Source organism: Aurantiacibacter flavus, assembly GCF_039710615.1.
Lineage (GTDB): Bacteria > Pseudomonadota > Alphaproteobacteria > Sphingomonadales > Sphingomonadaceae > Alteraurantiacibacter > Alteraurantiacibacter flavus.
Genome location: NZ_JBDLBR010000004.1, coordinates 70,831 through 86,101 on the forward strand (window position 1 = coordinate 70,831; position 15,271 = coordinate 86,101).

The 15,271-nt window shown below is 62.6% G+C and carries 18 protein-coding genes and 1 tRNA gene; 3 read left to right on the forward strand and 16 right to left on the reverse strand.

The annotated features are described in order from the left end of the window. Positions 1 to 73 precede the first annotated feature (73 nt). A tRNA-Gly gene (locus tag ABDJ38_RS12240) sits at positions 74 to 148 on the reverse strand. A 193-nt stretch (positions 149 to 341) separates the two neighbouring features. Between ABDJ38_RS12240 and ABDJ38_RS12245 the strand changes: the two genes are divergently transcribed. Further along, complete coding sequence (locus tag ABDJ38_RS12245) at positions 342 to 1,250, forward strand: tetratricopeptide repeat protein (RefSeq protein ID WP_346785685.1); 909 nt, start codon at positions 342 to 344, stop codon at positions 1,248 to 1,250. Between the two features lie 25 nt (positions 1,251 to 1,275). After that, positions 1,276 to 1,890, forward strand: a complete 615-nt coding sequence (locus tag ABDJ38_RS12250; RefSeq protein WP_346785398.1) for an LON peptidase substrate-binding domain-containing protein — start codon at positions 1,276 to 1,278, stop codon at positions 1,888 to 1,890. A gap of 146 nt (positions 1,891 to 2,036) precedes the next feature. On the opposite strand, the gene ABDJ38_RS12255 is transcribed toward ABDJ38_RS12250, so the two are convergent. The 11 genes from ABDJ38_RS12255 to ABDJ38_RS12305 all read right to left on the reverse strand — a co-directional run bounded on the left by ABDJ38_RS12255 (position 2,037) and on the right by ABDJ38_RS12305 (position 10,375). Then, a complete protein-coding gene (locus tag ABDJ38_RS12255) occupies positions 2,037 to 2,657 on the reverse strand; it encodes a MarC family protein (RefSeq protein WP_346785399.1) in 621 nt (206 codons plus the stop codon). A 3-nt stretch (positions 2,658 to 2,660) separates the two neighbouring features. Further along, positions 2,661 to 3,419, reverse strand: coding sequence for a hypothetical protein (locus tag ABDJ38_RS12260; protein WP_346785400.1), 759 nt, complete (start codon positions 3,417 to 3,419; stop codon positions 2,661 to 2,663). A 17-nt stretch (positions 3,420 to 3,436) separates the two neighbouring features. Beyond that, the gene (locus tag ABDJ38_RS12265) at positions 3,437 to 3,730 is read right to left on the reverse strand and encodes a YggT family protein (protein ID WP_346785401.1); all 294 of its coding nucleotides are present in this window, start codon (positions 3,728 to 3,730) and stop codon (positions 3,437 to 3,439) included. Positions 3,731 to 3,831: 101 nt separating this feature from the next. Further along, positions 3,832 to 4,731, reverse strand: coding sequence for an acetylglutamate kinase (gene argB, locus ABDJ38_RS12270; protein WP_346785402.1), 900 nt, complete (start codon positions 4,729 to 4,731; stop codon positions 3,832 to 3,834). A 64-nt stretch (positions 4,732 to 4,795) separates the two neighbouring features. After that, entirely contained in the window at positions 4,796 to 5,041 is a 246-nt protein-coding gene (locus ABDJ38_RS12275) for a hypothetical protein (RefSeq protein WP_346785403.1), read from the reverse strand. 113 nt (positions 5,042 to 5,154) lie between these two features. Further along, positions 5,155 to 5,301 (reverse strand): hypothetical protein, encoded by a 147-nt coding sequence (locus tag ABDJ38_RS12280; protein WP_346785404.1) that lies wholly within the window; start codon positions 5,299 to 5,301, stop codon positions 5,155 to 5,157. A gap of 70 nt (positions 5,302 to 5,371) precedes the next feature. Continuing rightward, positions 5,372 to 5,668, reverse strand: a complete 297-nt coding sequence (locus ABDJ38_RS12285; protein WP_346785405.1) for a hypothetical protein — start codon at positions 5,666 to 5,668, stop codon at positions 5,372 to 5,374. Positions 5,669 to 5,773: 105 nt separating this feature from the next. Next, positions 5,774 to 6,454: a hypothetical protein gene (locus tag ABDJ38_RS12290; RefSeq protein WP_346785406.1), complete on the reverse strand. Its 681-nt coding sequence runs from the start codon at positions 6,452 to 6,454 to the stop codon at positions 5,774 to 5,776. A gap of 128 nt (positions 6,455 to 6,582) precedes the next feature. Further along, a complete protein-coding gene (locus ABDJ38_RS12295; protein ID WP_346785407.1) occupies positions 6,583 to 7,647 on the reverse strand; it encodes a ribonucleotide-diphosphate reductase subunit beta in 1,065 nt (354 codons plus the stop codon). Positions 7,648 to 7,774: 127 nt separating this feature from the next. Next, complete coding sequence (locus ABDJ38_RS12300) at positions 7,775 to 8,074, reverse strand: hypothetical protein (RefSeq protein ID WP_346785408.1); 300 nt, start codon at positions 8,072 to 8,074, stop codon at positions 7,775 to 7,777. A 273-nt stretch (positions 8,075 to 8,347) separates the two neighbouring features. Then, positions 8,348 to 10,375, reverse strand: coding sequence for a ribonucleoside-diphosphate reductase subunit alpha (locus ABDJ38_RS12305; RefSeq protein ID WP_346785409.1), 2,028 nt, complete (start codon positions 10,373 to 10,375; stop codon positions 8,348 to 8,350). 532 nt (positions 10,376 to 10,907) lie between these two features. Between ABDJ38_RS12305 and ABDJ38_RS12310 the strand changes: the two genes are divergently transcribed. Then, on the forward strand, positions 10,908 to 11,129 hold the full coding sequence (locus tag ABDJ38_RS12310) for a hypothetical protein (protein WP_346785410.1): 222 nt from the start codon (positions 10,908 to 10,910) through the stop codon (positions 11,127 to 11,129). Positions 11,130 to 11,180: 51 nt separating this feature from the next. On the opposite strand, the gene ABDJ38_RS12315 is transcribed toward ABDJ38_RS12310, so the two are convergent. From ABDJ38_RS12315 to ABDJ38_RS12330, 4 genes are all read right to left on the reverse strand, one after another. Then, positions 11,181 to 12,470, reverse strand: a complete 1,290-nt coding sequence (locus ABDJ38_RS12315; protein ID WP_346785411.1) for a methyl-accepting chemotaxis protein — start codon at positions 12,468 to 12,470, stop codon at positions 11,181 to 11,183. An 18-nt stretch (positions 12,471 to 12,488) separates the two neighbouring features. After that, positions 12,489 to 12,944: a hypothetical protein gene (locus ABDJ38_RS12320; protein ID WP_346785412.1), complete on the reverse strand. Its 456-nt coding sequence runs from the start codon at positions 12,942 to 12,944 to the stop codon at positions 12,489 to 12,491. Between the two features lie 131 nt (positions 12,945 to 13,075). Next, positions 13,076 to 14,662, reverse strand: coding sequence for an L-aspartate oxidase (gene nadB, locus ABDJ38_RS12325; protein ID WP_346785413.1), 1,587 nt, complete (start codon positions 14,660 to 14,662; stop codon positions 13,076 to 13,078). Positions 14,663 to 14,719: 57 nt separating this feature from the next. Further along, entirely contained in the window at positions 14,720 to 15,208 is a 489-nt protein-coding gene (locus ABDJ38_RS12330) for a DUF6265 family protein (RefSeq protein WP_346785414.1), read from the reverse strand. Positions 15,209 to 15,271 lie beyond the last annotated feature (63 nt).

Sequence of the window (15,271 nt, forward strand, 5' to 3'; positions counted from 1 at the left end):
AGCAAAGCTGCCCGCGCATGATCGACGTTTTCCCACAAGGGTACTTTACGTCACTGATCTATCGCAGGAAAAGTGGAGCGGGCGAGGCGATTCGAACGCCCGACCCTCACCTTGGCAAGGTGATGCTCTACCCCTGAGCTACGCCCGCTCACTGGCGCTACCGAAGCCGAAACTCCGGTGGGGAGCGGCGCAACTAGCAGCGGTTATTTCCCCCTGCAAGCAGAAAATGCGCCGCGCAATTCATGCGCCGCAAACACAAGCCCGGCCCTTCACAAATCGCACAAAAGGACCACATTGGCATCTTACTGAAAACGCCGACGGGAGCACGCGACGTGGCAAGCATGGGCCTCAACATCGACGAACAGAAAGCGGTCGAGCGATTCCGCAAGCAAGTGGTCGACCCCAGTCAGGACAAGCTCGTGATCGTCGACTTCTGGGCCGAATGGTGCGGCCCGTGCAAGGCGCTCACGCCGATGCTGGAAAAGGTCTGCGCCGAATATGCCGACAAGGGCGTGGTGCTGGCCAAGATCAACGTCGATGAAGAAAAATTCATCGCCAGCCAGTTCCAGGTCCAGTCGATCCCCACGGTCTATGCCATTTTCCAAGGGCAACCGGTGGCCGACCTGACTCCGGCGCGCAGCGAATCGCAATTGAAGGGCGCGCTTGACCAGATTCTGCAGCAAGTGCCGGTAAAGCCGGGTGCCCCGGGCGCCGAGGCCGCGCCCGATATCGACCAGCTTCTGGCCATGGGTGAAGAGGTGCTGGCGGGCGGCGATGCCCAGCGCGCAGGTTCGATCTTCATGCAGATCGCGCAGATGGCGCCCGACAATGCCGCCGCGCATTCGGGACTGATTCGCGCGCTGCTGGCCGCCGAGATGACTGAAGAGGCCAAGGCCGCCTATGCCGAGCTGCCCGAGGCCTTGCAGAACGATCCCGCGCTGGCGCAGGCCAAGGCCGCTCTCGACCTTGCCGGGCCGCAGGTCGACAACGAGGAACTGACAAGCCTGCGCGAGGCCGCCGAGGCCAACCCCGACGATGCCGAGGCCCAGATCGCCTATGCCGAAGCGGCCTTTGCCGCTGGTGACCGTGACCTTGCGGCGGAGACCCTGCTCGCCGCCATCGGTCGCGAGCCGGAAGGTGGCGAGGGCGCCGCCAAGGCCAAGCTGTTGCAATTCTTCGAAGCAGTGGGGCTGGAAGATCCCTGGGTCGGTACGCAGCGTCGCAAGCTCTCGCTGTTGCTGTTCGGGTGATCCGGGGGTGCCCGCGATGGGACAGATGAGCAAGGTCCGCCTTTCGATCTTCCCGTTAACCGGGGCCATCCTCTATCCGGGGCTGCACCTTCCGTTGCACATCTTCGAGCCGCGCTATCGCGCGATGGTGGGTGACGCCCTCGCGCGCGATCGCCGCATCGCGATGATCCAGCCGAGCGACCAGGATGACGACGCGGCTTTGTTCGAAGTCGGCTGCGTGGGCCGGATCTCCGAGGTCGAGACGAGCGAGGACGGCCGCTACAACATCCTGCTCACGGGCGAGAGCCGGTTCCGCCTGCTGCGCGAGCTGGAGGTCACCACCCCGTTCCGCCAGATCGAGGCCGAGTTGATCGAAGAGCCCGAGGACGAGATGCTGACGCTGGGCGAGCGCGCCGCCTTCGAGTACGAGTCGCGCAAGTTCGCCAAGGCGCAAGGCTATGAGATCGACTGGGATTCGGTCGCGCGGCTTGACGACGTGTCGCTTGTTAACGGCGTCTCGCAGATCGCGCCGTTCGATGCGGCGGCCAAGCAGGCGCTGCTCGAAGCGCCCAACCTGCGCGTGCGCTGCGACCTGCTGGTGCAGCTGATGGAATTCTTCGGGAAGGGCGACCCCGACGAGGGGAATGTGACGTTACAATAGAGGTTACGCTGGCCCATCCGGGCCAGCATCCTCGCGGCTATTCCCTCCACTGCGTTCCGGGGCCGCTGCGGGCGGGCCGTCGCGCTTGCGCTCGCTCTAGCTCGCGTTTTTCCCAAACCGTCGCCCCGGACTTGATCCGGGCCAACTCAAGCAAACGACGCCCGCAATCCGTCGATCACATATTGCGCTGCGAGCGCAGCCAGAAGCACGCCCAGCAGCCGTGTAATCACCGCCTCCACCTTGTCGCCGAACACGCGCATCATCGGGCTCGCCGCGAGCAGCGCCATCAAGGTCAGCACCAGCACCAAGGCAAGCGCAGCCAGCACCACCAGCGTGCCCTCAATGCCTTTCGCATTGCCCGCCAGCAGCATGATCGAGGCAATCGCCCCCGGCCCCGCCAGCATCGGCATGGCCATCGGGAACACCGAGACGTCCTCATGCTCCGGGTCTTCGCGCACCTTGTCGGCACGGTCGTTGCGGCGCTCGGTGCGTTTCTCGAACACCATTTCGAGCGCGATCAGGAACAGCATGATCCCGCCCGCCACGCGGAAGGCATCAAGCTCGATGTGCATCGCCGCCAGCAATGCCTCGCCGAACAGCGCGAAGCCGAGCAGGATCACCGCCGCGATCAGACAGGCGCGGATCGCCATCGAGCGGCGTGCGGCAGGTGTGGCATTGGCCGTGAGCCCGGCATAGATCGGCGCGCAGCCCGGCGGATCGATCACCACGAACAGCGTCACGAAGGCCGACATGAACAGCTCGATCATCGCTTAGCTTTCCCTATCCGGCACGGCGAAGGCAAGCGCTTCCTGCCACCGGCCGTCGCGCTGCCATTCGACCACCATGCGCCAGCTTTCCGGCCCGGTCTGATCGACCCGCCAGGCCAGCGTGCCATCGCGCGAGCGGGTGAGCACATCGGAAGAATCTCCGGCAAGCCGCTCGGGACGATCTGCGCCCTGCTCGCAATCGGCGGTGCTCGCAGTGATCGCCTGCAGCGCGCCGACGATGATCGTGTCCTCATCGGGTTCGGCCTCTGGCGGACGTGGCTGCGGCTGCGGAACATCGGGCGTGCCGATGTCATAGGTCCACTTGTAGGAACCGTCGCGGCGGCGCTGCCACACGGTCGCATAGCGGCCGATCACGCCCTCGGCATCAAGATAGCGCCCGAAGCTGACCGCGAGCGATCCATCGCAACTCGACCAGACCTCGCGCGGAGCCCAGGCTATCGACTGCGCGGGATCGGGCCTCCCGTCCAGAAACTGGCTCGCGTCCACCGCTTCGCCGCCAACGAACATGCGCGCCCCCGGCGCGGCATAGTCGCGAAAGGCCGTCCACTGGCCTTCGTCACGCGCCATGCGGGCAAAGGCGAAGTCGGCGGCGGCGACCCGGCCCGGATCGGCCCTGACACCGGCGTTATCCAGCGCCCGCTCCGCGATTCTGGCCCGCTCGTTGCGGCGCTGCTGCCCCCCGCTCGCGCAGCTCGCCAGCAGGGCGAGGCAGCCAGCGGCAAGGAAAGTACGCGTCAGCATCGGGCAGCAGGCGCGCGTCAGAGCGACGACATGGCCGCGTTCGTCAGCACGATATCGAGCACGCGCAAGCCCACGATCAGCACCAGCGGCGAGAAGTCGATCGCGCCCGTATTCGGCATGATCTTGCGGATCGGCCCCAACAGCGGATCGAGCAGCGCATTCACCGAACGATAGATCGCCACCACAAAGTCGTTCGAGGTGTTGATCACATTGAAGGCCATCAGCAGACTGAGGACGAACTGCACGATCACCAGAAAAATGATGATCGAAATCAGATAGCCGACGATCTGCGACAAGGTCAGAAGCAACACTGGCAAAACCCTTTTTTTGTCTGCGTCCCGCCGCCCAATCTAGGCGCTCGGGGTAGGTGTATCAACTGGGTAACACAGGATGCACGCGGTGCAACCCGTTCTCAGCCTTTGCTGACCAAGGTTCCTGCCCCGCGACTGGTGAAGAATTCGAGCAGCATCGCATGGGGCACGCGCCCATCGAGCACCACCGCCGCCTCGCACCCGGCCTCGACCGCCTGCACGCAGGTTTCGAGCTTGGGTATCATGCCGCCGGTGATGATGCCCTGATCTTCCAGCCGCGCGATGTCGGACGGGCGCAGATCGGTGAGCAGCTTGCCCTCCTTGTCGAGCACGCCCGCCACATCGGTCAGCAGGAACAGCCGCGCCGCGCCCAGCGCCGCCGCGATGGCGCCTGCCATGGTGTCGGCGTTGATATTGTAGGTCTGGCCCTGGCCATCGGTGGCGATGGGGGCAATGATCGGTATCATCCCCGCCGCGCTCAGCGTGTTGAGCACGGTGGTGTCGACCTCCTTCGGCTCGCCCACGAAGCCCAGGTCCACCACCTGTTCGATCTGGCTGTCGGGATCCTTCACGGTGCGGCTGACCTTCTCGGCCCGCACCATCTTGCCGTCCTTGCCGGAAAGGCCAATGGCCGTGCCGCCGGCGCGGTTGATCCAGCTCACCAGTTCCTTGTTGATCGCGCCCGAGAGGACCATCTCCGCGATCGAGGCGGTCTGCTGGTCGGTAACGCGCAGGCCACCGATAAACTCGCTCTCCACGCCCAGCTTCTTGAGCATGGCGCCGATCTGCGGGCCGCCGCCGTGGACCACCACCGGGTTGATCCCCACGGCTTTCAGCAGCACGATATCTTCGGCGAAGTCGCGCGCGGCGTCGGGGTTGCCCATCGCGTGGCCGCCATATTTCACCACGAAGCTACGCCCGGCATAGCGCTGGAAATAGGGCAGCGCCTCGATCAGCGTCTCGGCCTTGGCAAGCATCTGTTTTTCGGTGGTCTGGTTCATGCGCGGGCCTTAGCCGGTCGCGGCGGCAAAGCCTAGACCGATCCGGCGAGGCCCGCGCCGGGGATTATTCGCCCTCGTCGAGCACTTCTTCGTCGAGCGGCACGCCGGTGCCGACGGGGGTCATCGGCGTTTCGGGCAGGTCGACATCGACCGCCTCTTCATCGGCCGGGGTGGCGATCAGTTCGCCGCCGCTCAGGTCCTCGGCATCGACTTCGAGCGTGGGCTCGGTCTCTTCACCTTGGCAGGCGGCGAGCGCGAAGGCGCCGGCGAGTGCGAGAACGGTGGCGGTGCGGGCGGAAATACGACGCATTGAAGTCTCCTTGAAGCGTTCATGGTTCAATTGGGGGGCAATGGCGCACATGATGCCTGCCCGGCGCGCAGGTGGCCAGTCCAATGTGCAGCAATCGACCTGCGAGCGGTCGATCAGTCGGCAAGCACGCGCTTGAGCACGGCAACCCGCTCGCGTTCGGCGGTCATGTCGTGCTCGGGATGAGCGGCGATCTTGTCGAGCAGGACTTTCAATTCCTTGCGGCGATCTTCGTCGGTGGTCTCGTGCTTTGCGTCAGTCATCGACTTGCTCCTTTCCTTACCTTGCAATTCGCGAGGGCAGGAGAGGTTCCGCGCTTTGCGCGGGCGAGGATCAGGGCTGCTCGCTATCGGGCTGCTTGGCCCAGGGATTGACGTGTTTTTTCGGCTTGTCCTGCGCGGAGCCGCCCGCCGCCTCGACCAGCGCGGCGACCGCCTGCTGCTCGGACTGAGCGTCGTCGCCGGAGCCATCGTCGGCATGGGGGACGGTGCAATAGGCGGTCAGGCAGACCCCACCCGCCCAGAGCAACGCACGCCAGCGGCTGCGAAAGACTGCCTGGTACTTGCCGAACATGGCGGCGGGTATGGCATGGGGAGGGTTAAGGTTTGGTGGTGGATCAAAGCGAGGCATCCACGCAGATGTCCCAAAACATCTAATTGATATTTTGAAATAAAAAATTCATGCCGCTAAGATATTTGTAGATTTTTTGAAAAAACCCGAAGGGTTATAACCGATTCATCCCCAGCCCTTAAAATTCCTATGTTTTATTTTCAAAATTTCATTACCCCGTTTAAGCAATATAATTGATAATTTCCAACATTCGACTTCGAAAGCTCTACGCGTTTCAGATATTTCCGAACCGCCTCCGGTATAGCCTTCAAAAGGCAATGGATTCCCACTACCGTCGGTGATGACTTTTTCGCTGAATTTCTTACAATACTTTACCAGCATTGGATGATCAAAATCAAAGCTCATTAGTGCGTGGGCAAATTGATTCCGTATGTCTCTGATAATGTCCAAGTCTCGGGCGATATTTTCATCATACAGCCCTAATGCACGTCCAGCGACAATCTTCGCTCTTAGCGTTCCAAAAGGAGCGCCTTGGTCATGAAAAAGCACATTATCATCAAAAGGTTCTTTCAGCGCCTCCCGGATAGTATCCATGAGCTGGCTCTCGACAAGGGCGGCCCCCATAATTGCAGCCACACGATCCGAGCCGGCCTGAAATTCCTTCATGGCCGCCTTAAGTTCGCTATCATCTAGCTCACGCCTAGATATATGCGTAGACAAAGAGCCCACAGGAACAGAACGCTTGACGCCTCTTTCCCTTTCATGGGCAGTACGGTCTTTGTCCGGCTGACGCCGAGCCTCAGTCTGCCTTCGAATCTCGGCCTTTTCTTGGTCTGACTTGGCCACTTGAACCTCTCCCTTGGTCGCGGAAGCCTAATAAACCATAGCCTAGAGGTTCTCTATAGAAGTAGGACTTCGCTTATCGCCTGCAAACCGATGATGTCGTGACTGCCTTAGCCGGAAGGTCATGTTAGTCACTCCGCCGCAACGCTCCCGCCGGAAACCTCACCGAACATATCCGGCCCGGCCTCTTCCTCGCCCTCGTTCGCGGCGACGGCCTTCGCGTTCTGGCGCTTGTCAAAACTCGCCCAGACGTCCTGCCAATTGCCCTTGGTCGCGCCCTTGGAATATTCGGTCGAGCGGGTTTCGAAGAAGTTCGCGTGCTCCACCCCGTTCAGCAGCGGGGTCAGCCACGGCAGCGGGTGCTCTTCGATCATGTAGATCGCGGGCAGGCCCAGCTGGCTCAACCGCCAGTCGGCGATGTAGCGGATATATTTCTTGATCTCCTTCGCCGTCATGCCGGGCACCGGGCCCTGCTCGAAGGCGAGGTCAATGAAGGCATCTTCCAGCCGCACCGTCTTCTGGCACATGTCCATGATGTCTTCCTTCACCGGCTTGGTCAGGCAGTCACGCTCGGCGCAGAAGGCGTGGAACAGGCGGGTGATGCCCTCGCAGTGCAGGCTCTCGTCGCGCACCGACCAGCTCACGATCTGCCCCATGCCCTTCATCTTGTTGAAGCGCGGGAAGTTCATCAGCATCGCGAAGGAGGCGAAAAGCTGCAGCCCCTCGGTGAAGCCGCCGAACATCGCCAGCGTGCGCGCGATATCCTCGTCGTTGTCGACGCCGAATTCCTGCAGATAGTCGTGCTTGGCCTTCATCTCCTCGTATTCGAGGAACATGCCATATTCGCTTTCGGGCATGCCGATGGTGTCAAGCAGGTGCGAATAGGCGGCGATATGGATCGTCTCCATATTCGAGAAAGCCGCGAGCATCATCTTGACCTCGGTCGGCTTGAACACGCGGCCGTATTTCTCGTGGTAGCAATCCTGCACCTCGACATCGGCCTGAGTGAAGAAGCGGAAGATCTGCGTGAGCAGGTTGCGCTCGTGATCGGTGAGGTTCTGCGCCCAGTCGCGGCAGTCCTCGCCGAGCGGCACTTCCTCGGGCATCCAGTGGACCTGCTGCTGGCGCTTCCAGAACTCGTAGGCCCAGGGGTATTCGAACGGCTTGTAGGTCTTGCGGGCTTCGAGCAGCGACATGTTGTGGTCCCCTGGGTTTAGTACGAAAGGCCGATATAGCGATTCGGCGCCTGTTTTCGAAGCGGTGCGGGGGCGATTCGGCGGGGATAAGAGTCCACTCGGCGCAAGAACACTGGGGGAACGCGGCTCAGTCCTGCGAACGGCCCACGCGGCGCGATATTTCGAGCGCGATCAGGATCGGGGTCGACCACAGCCAGGTGAGCAAGGCCGCCTCGCGCCACTGGCCGCTTTCGGGCAAGCGGATCGAGCAGGCATAGGCCTCGAACAGGTTGTCGGGCGTGCAGGTCGAGGGCCAGAAGGCCGTGCGATAGAGATAGACCCCGAGCGCGATCCAGCCGAGCTGCGCGACATACAGCGCCATGTAGCGCGAGACCTTGACCTCGCCATAGCCGTGGTGCGTCGGAAAGCGGTTTACACGCGGTTTCATGGTGAGCGGGGGATAGCAGGCGGGCGGTTAACGCAGGCTTGCGCGGCCCCGGCGGTAGATGGCCTAAAGCGGGCGAATCACAAAGCCCTTCCCTGTGGGGAAGGGTTGGGATGGGGGTTCCACGCCAGCCTTGAGCCCCCCCCACCCCCAGCCCCTCCCCACGGGGAGGGGAGCAAGGTGGAGCAGGGTAAGGTCATCGGACTCTTGGCCCGATACGACAGCGGCGGCGAGTTCCGCTGAACCCGCCGCCGCCTGCATATCCTTTTGCTCGCCTTACTGGCAGGCGAGGCATTCCTCATAATCGGTCTGGTCCCCGCCCTGTGCGCTGAGTTCGAACTTCTGCGCGTCAGGCGTGTTGTCGGCCTCCACCCCGCCGGCAAACCCGGCGCGCTGCACCGACTTCGACCGCAGGTAATACAGCGACTTGATGCCCTTCTCCCAGGCCTGGAAGTGCAGCATCATCAGGTCCCACTTGTCGACATCGGCGGGGATGAACAGGTTCAGGCTCTGCGCCTGATCGATGAACGGCGCGCGGTCGGCAGCGAATTCTAGCAGCCAACGCTGGTCGATCTCGAAGCTGGTCTTGAAGGTGTTCTTCTCTTCCGCGGTCAGGAAGTCGAGGTGCTGGACCGAGCCGTTCTTCTCGAGGATCGAGTTCCACACGTTGGTGGAGTTCTTGCTCTTCTTGTCGAGCACCTTTTCGAGGTACGGGTTCTTCACCACGAAGCTGCCCGAGAGCGTCTTGTGGGTGTAGATGTTGGCCGGGATCGGCTCGATACAGGCCGAGGTGCCGCCGCAGATGATGCTGATCGACGCGGTCGGCGCGATCGCCATCTTGCAGCTGAACCGCTCCATCGCGCCCACTTCGGCGGCATCGGGGCAAGGCCCACGCTCCTGCGCCAACATCAGCGAGGCCTCGTTGGCTTTGGCGTTGATGTGCTTGAACATCTTGAGGTTCCACGCCTTGGCCATGGCGCTTTCCATGCCGATGCTCTTCATCTGCAGGAACGAGTGGAAACCCATCACGCCCATGCCGACCGAGCGTTCGCGCGCAGCCGAATACTTGGCGCGGGCCATCTCGTCAGGCGCGCGGTCGATGTAGTCCTGCAGCACGTTGTCGAGGAAGCGCATCACGTCCTCGATGAAGCGCTTGTCGGTGTTCCACTCGTCCCACTTCTCAAGGTTGAGCGAGCTGAGGCAGCACACCGCGGTGCGGTCGTTGCCGAGGTGGTCGATCCCGGTGGGCAGCGTGATTTCCGAGCACAGGTTCGAGGTCGAGACCTTGAGCCCCAGTTCGCGGTGATGCTTGGGCATCATCCGGTTCACGGTGTCGGAGAAGACGATATAGGGCTCACCCGTGGCGAGGCGCACCTCCACCAGCTTCTGGAACAGCGAGCGGGCATTGACCTTGCCGCGCACCGAGCCGTCCTTCGGGCTCAGCAGCTCGAAATCCTCGCCCGCACGCACGGCTTCCATGAAGGCGTCGGTCAAGAGCACGCCGTGATGCAGGTTCAATGCCTTGCGGTTGAAGTCGCCGCTGGTCTTGCGGATTTCGAGGAACTCCTCGATTTCCGGGTGGTGCACGTCGATATAGCAGGCCGCCGAGCCGCGCCGCAGCGAGCCCTGCGAGATCGCCAGCGTGAGGCTGTCCATCACGCGCACGAAGGGGATGATGCCGCTGGTCTTGCCATTGAGGCCGACCGGCTCGCCAATGCCGCGCACATTGCCCCAATAGGTGCCGATGCCGCCACCCTTCGAGGCCAGCCACACGTTCTCGTTCCAGGTATTGACGATGCCTTCAAGGCTGTCGGACACCGAGTTCAGATAGCACGAAATGGGCAAGCCGCGCCCGGTGCCGCCGTTCGAAAGCACCGGCGTTGCCGGCATGAACCACAGGTTCGAGATGTAGTCGTAGATGCGCTGGGCGTGCTCTTCATCGTCGGAATAGGCATCGGCCACGCGTGCGAACAGATCCTGATAGGTCTCGTTCGGGAGCAGGTAGCGATCCTTCAGCGTTTCCTTGCCGAAATCGGTGAGGTTCGCGTCGCGGGCAGGATCGGTGACGATGGTGAACCGGCGCGGATTGACGGTCTTGGAATCGGACTTGGCAGCCTTGGCCGCCACTTCTGCCGCACCGGCCACGGCACCGGCCATGGCCTCGGCGTCCACCAGCTGCTCGCTGCCTTGGTCCTTGCGGTCCATCGTCACTGCCTTCCTGCTCTTTTCCTTGGGCGCACCAGCGGCAACGCCCGTCGTTTCATCAAGTGCCAAGTTCGCCTCGTCGGTGTTGCGAAATTCCATTTGCGTCTTGCCCCCGGCTCTTGCCCCGCAGCAACGGACAAGGCCGCTGCTGCGCATCATATGTTCCGCACATGTTCCGAACAAGCAGCAATCGCCTCGCGGCGTCTTGTCCGACACTTCGTGCCCCGTGATCTCGCTTGCCAAACCCACATTTGCCCTTCGAATCGCCCCTCCCTGCCCGAGGCAGCTACGGAGGCGCTTGTCTAGGTAGTGGGTGTCACTGGCAGCCTGACCACAACCCCTTGTGAATCGGCCTAGGCCGTTACGCAATAGGGATCAGGCCAGTTTGCCCCCTCCCGGCCCATCTTCCCCGGGTGTATTGCATGGACAACACAGCGCGACGCGTGGTGCGTCCTCGGGTCGTGGCCGATGCAAGAGCAAAAACGCAGCTGAGGAAAAATATCTCCGCCATTTTGGCCTTGCCTTGCATTCGAATCGAGCGCCGCAACAATGCTGCGCAGGTGAGGATTTCTTAACCATAAGTGGCTATGCGCGAGAGCGGTCAGCCTCCCTCATGCAGGAGATCGAAACGATGATTGCCTTGTTCAAGGCCATACCCTTCGGCATCTTCCTGTGCCTGCTCGTGGCGCTATTCATTGGCTCGAGCGGAGGCACCGGCGGCATACTTGAGATCAAGCGGTTCGATGTCGATATCGCCCAGCTCGGGATAGACATGAAGCTCTACTGGAGCTGGTATCTCTTCCTCGGCGGCACCGTGCTGACCTGGTTCCTGCTGCTGATGATGGGCGACTGACCGCCCCTAACGGCAGAAGGGAGGAGAGAAGCCTCCCCCCCCCCGCACCCTTCAGGCGGCCAGATCCTGCCTTGGCGAGAACTGCCCGACCCGAGCGCCGCGCTCGTAATCGCCGGTCTTGGTGTGAAATACCTGCACCTGTTCGATCAGGGCATCGGCCTCATGCGACAGCGAACGTGTGGAAGCCGAGCACTGTTCGACCATGGCCGCATTGGCCTGCGTCATCTGGTCCATCGATGCCGTGGCCCGGTCGACCTCCTGCAGACGATGCGATTGCTCCTCGGCCGAACGCGCGATATCCCCTACAAGCGCGCTCATCTTGCTGACAGCGTTCACGATATCATCAAGGTTGGTGCCGCTGGCGCCAACGAGTTTGACCCCTTCCGCCACTTCGGAAGCGCTGTTCGAAATAAGACTCCGGATCTGTTCAGCCGCCTCGGCCGAGCGCTGCGCAAGAGCTCGCACCTCGGTTGCGACGACCGCGAAGCCCTTGCCGGATTCGCCTGCGCGCGCCGCTTCGACCCCGGCATTCAGCGCAAGGAGGTTCGTCTGGAACGCGATACCGTCGATCACTTCCACGATCTTGGCGATGTCTTGCGCCGACTGTTCGATCGCGTTCATCGCATCCACCGCACGCGAGACCACCCGGTGTCCCTCGCTGGCCCGCGCCCGGGTATCGTCCATCGAGCCGTGCATGGCCGCCGCATCGCGCGAAACCTGCCCGATCGCGCCGGTCACCTGGGTCAGCGCCTGAGCGGTTTCGGCGAGACGCGAGGACTGTACCTCGTTACGCGAGGCAAGGTCTTCGGTAGCCACACGAATTTCGGCGATCGACTGCTGCACATTGCCCGCGCCCGAACTGACCGTTTCCAGCGCCTGCGACAGGGCATCGAGCGCGCGATTGAAATCGGCGCGCAGACTTTCGTATGTGCCGGGAAATGGCGTAGCGAAGCGGAACGTAAGATTCTTGTCGGCCAGCGCCGTGATGCCTTCGGATAACGAGCCGACGACCTGACGCTGCTCGACCTCGCCCGCGCGCTGCGCAATCGCCGCCTGCCGGAAGGTTTCGAGAGCGCAGGCCATGGCGCCGATCTCGTCCTGCCGGTCCGCCCCTTCGACCTCGTGCGTGAGGTCACCCTGCGACATGGCTTCCATCGCGCCAGATATCCGGGCCATAGGCTCGATAGCGCGCTGCCGGATCGTCCGCGCGGCATAGACCACCGCCGCGACCAGCGCGAGCGCAAGTGCGCCAGCGACCGCCAGCAGCACAGCAGTGAGCCAATAGTTTTCCGCAACCATCGTCTCGCGGTAGGCGTTCGACATCTCGACCAGTGTCAGCACCTGGCCATGTTGAGCTTCTTAGGCCCGCGCCAGCTCCCCTTGCTGAATTGCGCGAATCGCCGCCTGATCGCCAGCCTCGAACGCCGGCAGGAAACGGTTGTCGACTATCTCCCAGAACGCATCTGCCGAAGCCATCGTGGCAGCGACCTGATCGGTCAGCTCGGCCGGAAGATCGCTGTCGGCCCAGAACTGCTTGCGTTCGCGGAACTCACTGCGGGTGACTTCGAGCCGCTCGAGATATCGGGAGCCACGCGCGGGGTTCGATGCCATGAGCGTGGTCAGCAGGTATGGCTCGACGCTGTAGGCCGGCGGCGGCAGAATGTCGGCCAGCAAGGCGTCTTGCAGCGTATTTTCCTGCGTCATCGGCCCGCCAAAACGCACCAGCGCGATAGTCACAACCGTCATGGCAACCGCCAGCGCGATCAGCACCATGATAATCCGGCTGCCGAGCTGGACCTGCTTCTTGATCAGCATTGCATTCCCTTTTTCGATTGCAATGCATCCCCTACTGGCCGCCCAATTCGCAAGGTCGCCTGCCTACATAAATGATATCCCCTATAGCCACCGAAACTTGCGTTCGCTTTGCGTTAACCCGTTCGGCCCGTTCAGGGCACCAGCACCGTATCGACCGGCAGCGGCGCGGTTTCCGGATAGTCGAGGATAGAGTGCAGCCCCCGGCTCTCGTGCCGCTTAAGCGCGCTCTGCACGATCAGGTCAGCGCATTGCAGCAGGTTGCGCAGTTCGACGAGGTCGGTGGTGACGGTGAAGTGGCCGTAATAGTCCTCCACCTCGGTGTGCAACAGCTTGATCCGGTGCGCCGCGCGTTCGAGCCGCTTGGTCGTGCGCACGATGCCGACGTAGTTCCACATGAAGCGGCGGATCTCGGTCCAGTTCTGCTTGATCACCACCTCTTCGTCGGAATCGGTGACGCGGCTTTCGTCCCAGGCGCGGATCGGCGGCACTGCTTCGAAGTTGTCCCAGCGGGCAAGGATGTCGCGCGCGGCGGCATCGCCGAATACGAAGCATTCGAGCAGCGAATTTGACGCCAGCCGGTTCGCCCCGTGCAGCCCACTCTCGGTGCATTCGCCCGCCGCATAGAGCCCCGGCAAGTCGGTGCGGCCCGCCAGGTCGATCACGATCCCGCCACAGGTATAGTGCTGCGCGGGCACGACCGGGATCGGCTCCTTGGTCATGTCGATGCCGAGCGTTTCGAGCTTGTCGTAGATGGTGGGGAAATGCTCCATCACGAATTCGGGCGGCTGGTGGCTGATGTCGAGATGGACATAGTCTAGCCCGTAGCGCTTGATCTGGTCGTCGATGGCGCGGGCGACCACGTCACGCGGGGCCAGCTCCATGCGCTCGGGATCGTAGTCGACCATGAAGCGGTGGCCGGTTTCGGGGTGCAGCAGGTGCCCGCCCTCGCCGCGCACGGCCTCGGTGATGAGGAAGTTCTTGATCTCGAGGTTGTAAAGGCAGGTCGGGTGGAACTGCATCATCTCCATGTTGGAAACGCGCGCACCCGCTCGCCAGGCCATGGCGATGCCATCCCCGGTAGCCCCCCGAGGGGCGGTCGAGAACTGATACACACGCCCCGCCCCGCCGCTTGCCATGATGGTGGCCCGCGCGGTGTGGGCGACGACCGTGCCGCTCACCGTGTCGAGCGCATAGGCACCCCAGACCCGGCCCGAGCCTGAATAGCGTTCTTCATGGCGCCCGGTGATCAGCTCGACGCAGGTCTGGTTCGGCAGCAGGGTGATGTTGCAGTTTTCCTCCGCCGCCTTGAGCAATGCGGCCTGCACCGCCCAGCCGGTGGCATCGTCGACATGGACGATGCGGCGATGCGAATGGCCGCCCTCGCGGGTGAGGTGGAGATGGTCGCTCTCGCGGTTGAACGGCACGCCCAGTTCACACAAACGGTCGATTGCCTCGGGAGCGTGGGAGATCACGAATTCGACCGTCTCGCGGTCGTTCAGCCCTGCGCCTGCGACCATGGTGTCGCGAATATGGTCTTCGAAGGTGTCGCCCGCGTCGAGCACGGCCGCAATGCCCCCTTGCGCCCAGGCGGTAGATCCGCTGGTGAGCTTGCCCTTGGCCAGCACCAGCACCTTGAGCTTCGTGGCGAGCGTGAGCGCAGCGGTGAGGCCCGCCGCGCCCGAGCCGATGATGAGGACGTCGTAAGGCGTGTCTGTCATCGCGCAGTAATGGCGAATGCCCTTGCCGCGCACAAGCCTCGCGCACCGGGTATGCGGCTATTGACGCAACAATTCAAAGGTCAGCGTCTGCGCCTCGCCTGCATCATCCTCGATGGGTACGCTGATATGCAGCACACCATCGTTGCCCAGTTCATATATCAGCCCGCCGAACGTCACCTTGCGGTCCCCCAGCGCGACGAGCGGGAATCTCTCGGCATCGGTAGCGCTCTTGCTTTCCCACCCCGAAAGATCGGCGTTGAAATGCTTGAGCACCAGTGCAAGGCTGCCCTCGCCGTCGGGAACGATAGTCATCAGTTCGTAGAACATGACATCGCCGTTCGGAGCCAGCTGGTAAAAGTGGCCCCCCAATTGCGCCGTACCCGCAGCGATCCAGGTTTCTCCCGCCTCGGCCCCGGCAATCCCGTCGCCCACCCACTGGCCTTCGAGCCAGGAGAGATCCGCCAGTTCGGCCGGCGGTCCGGCAATTGCGGGAGAACCGACCACGCCAAGCGCGGTAGCGGCAACAAACAGCTTAAGTGAATTCATCGTCCTGCCCCCCTTGCAACAAAGTCCCCCGGAGGCGGACGATATCTACGCGGCGAAATCTTA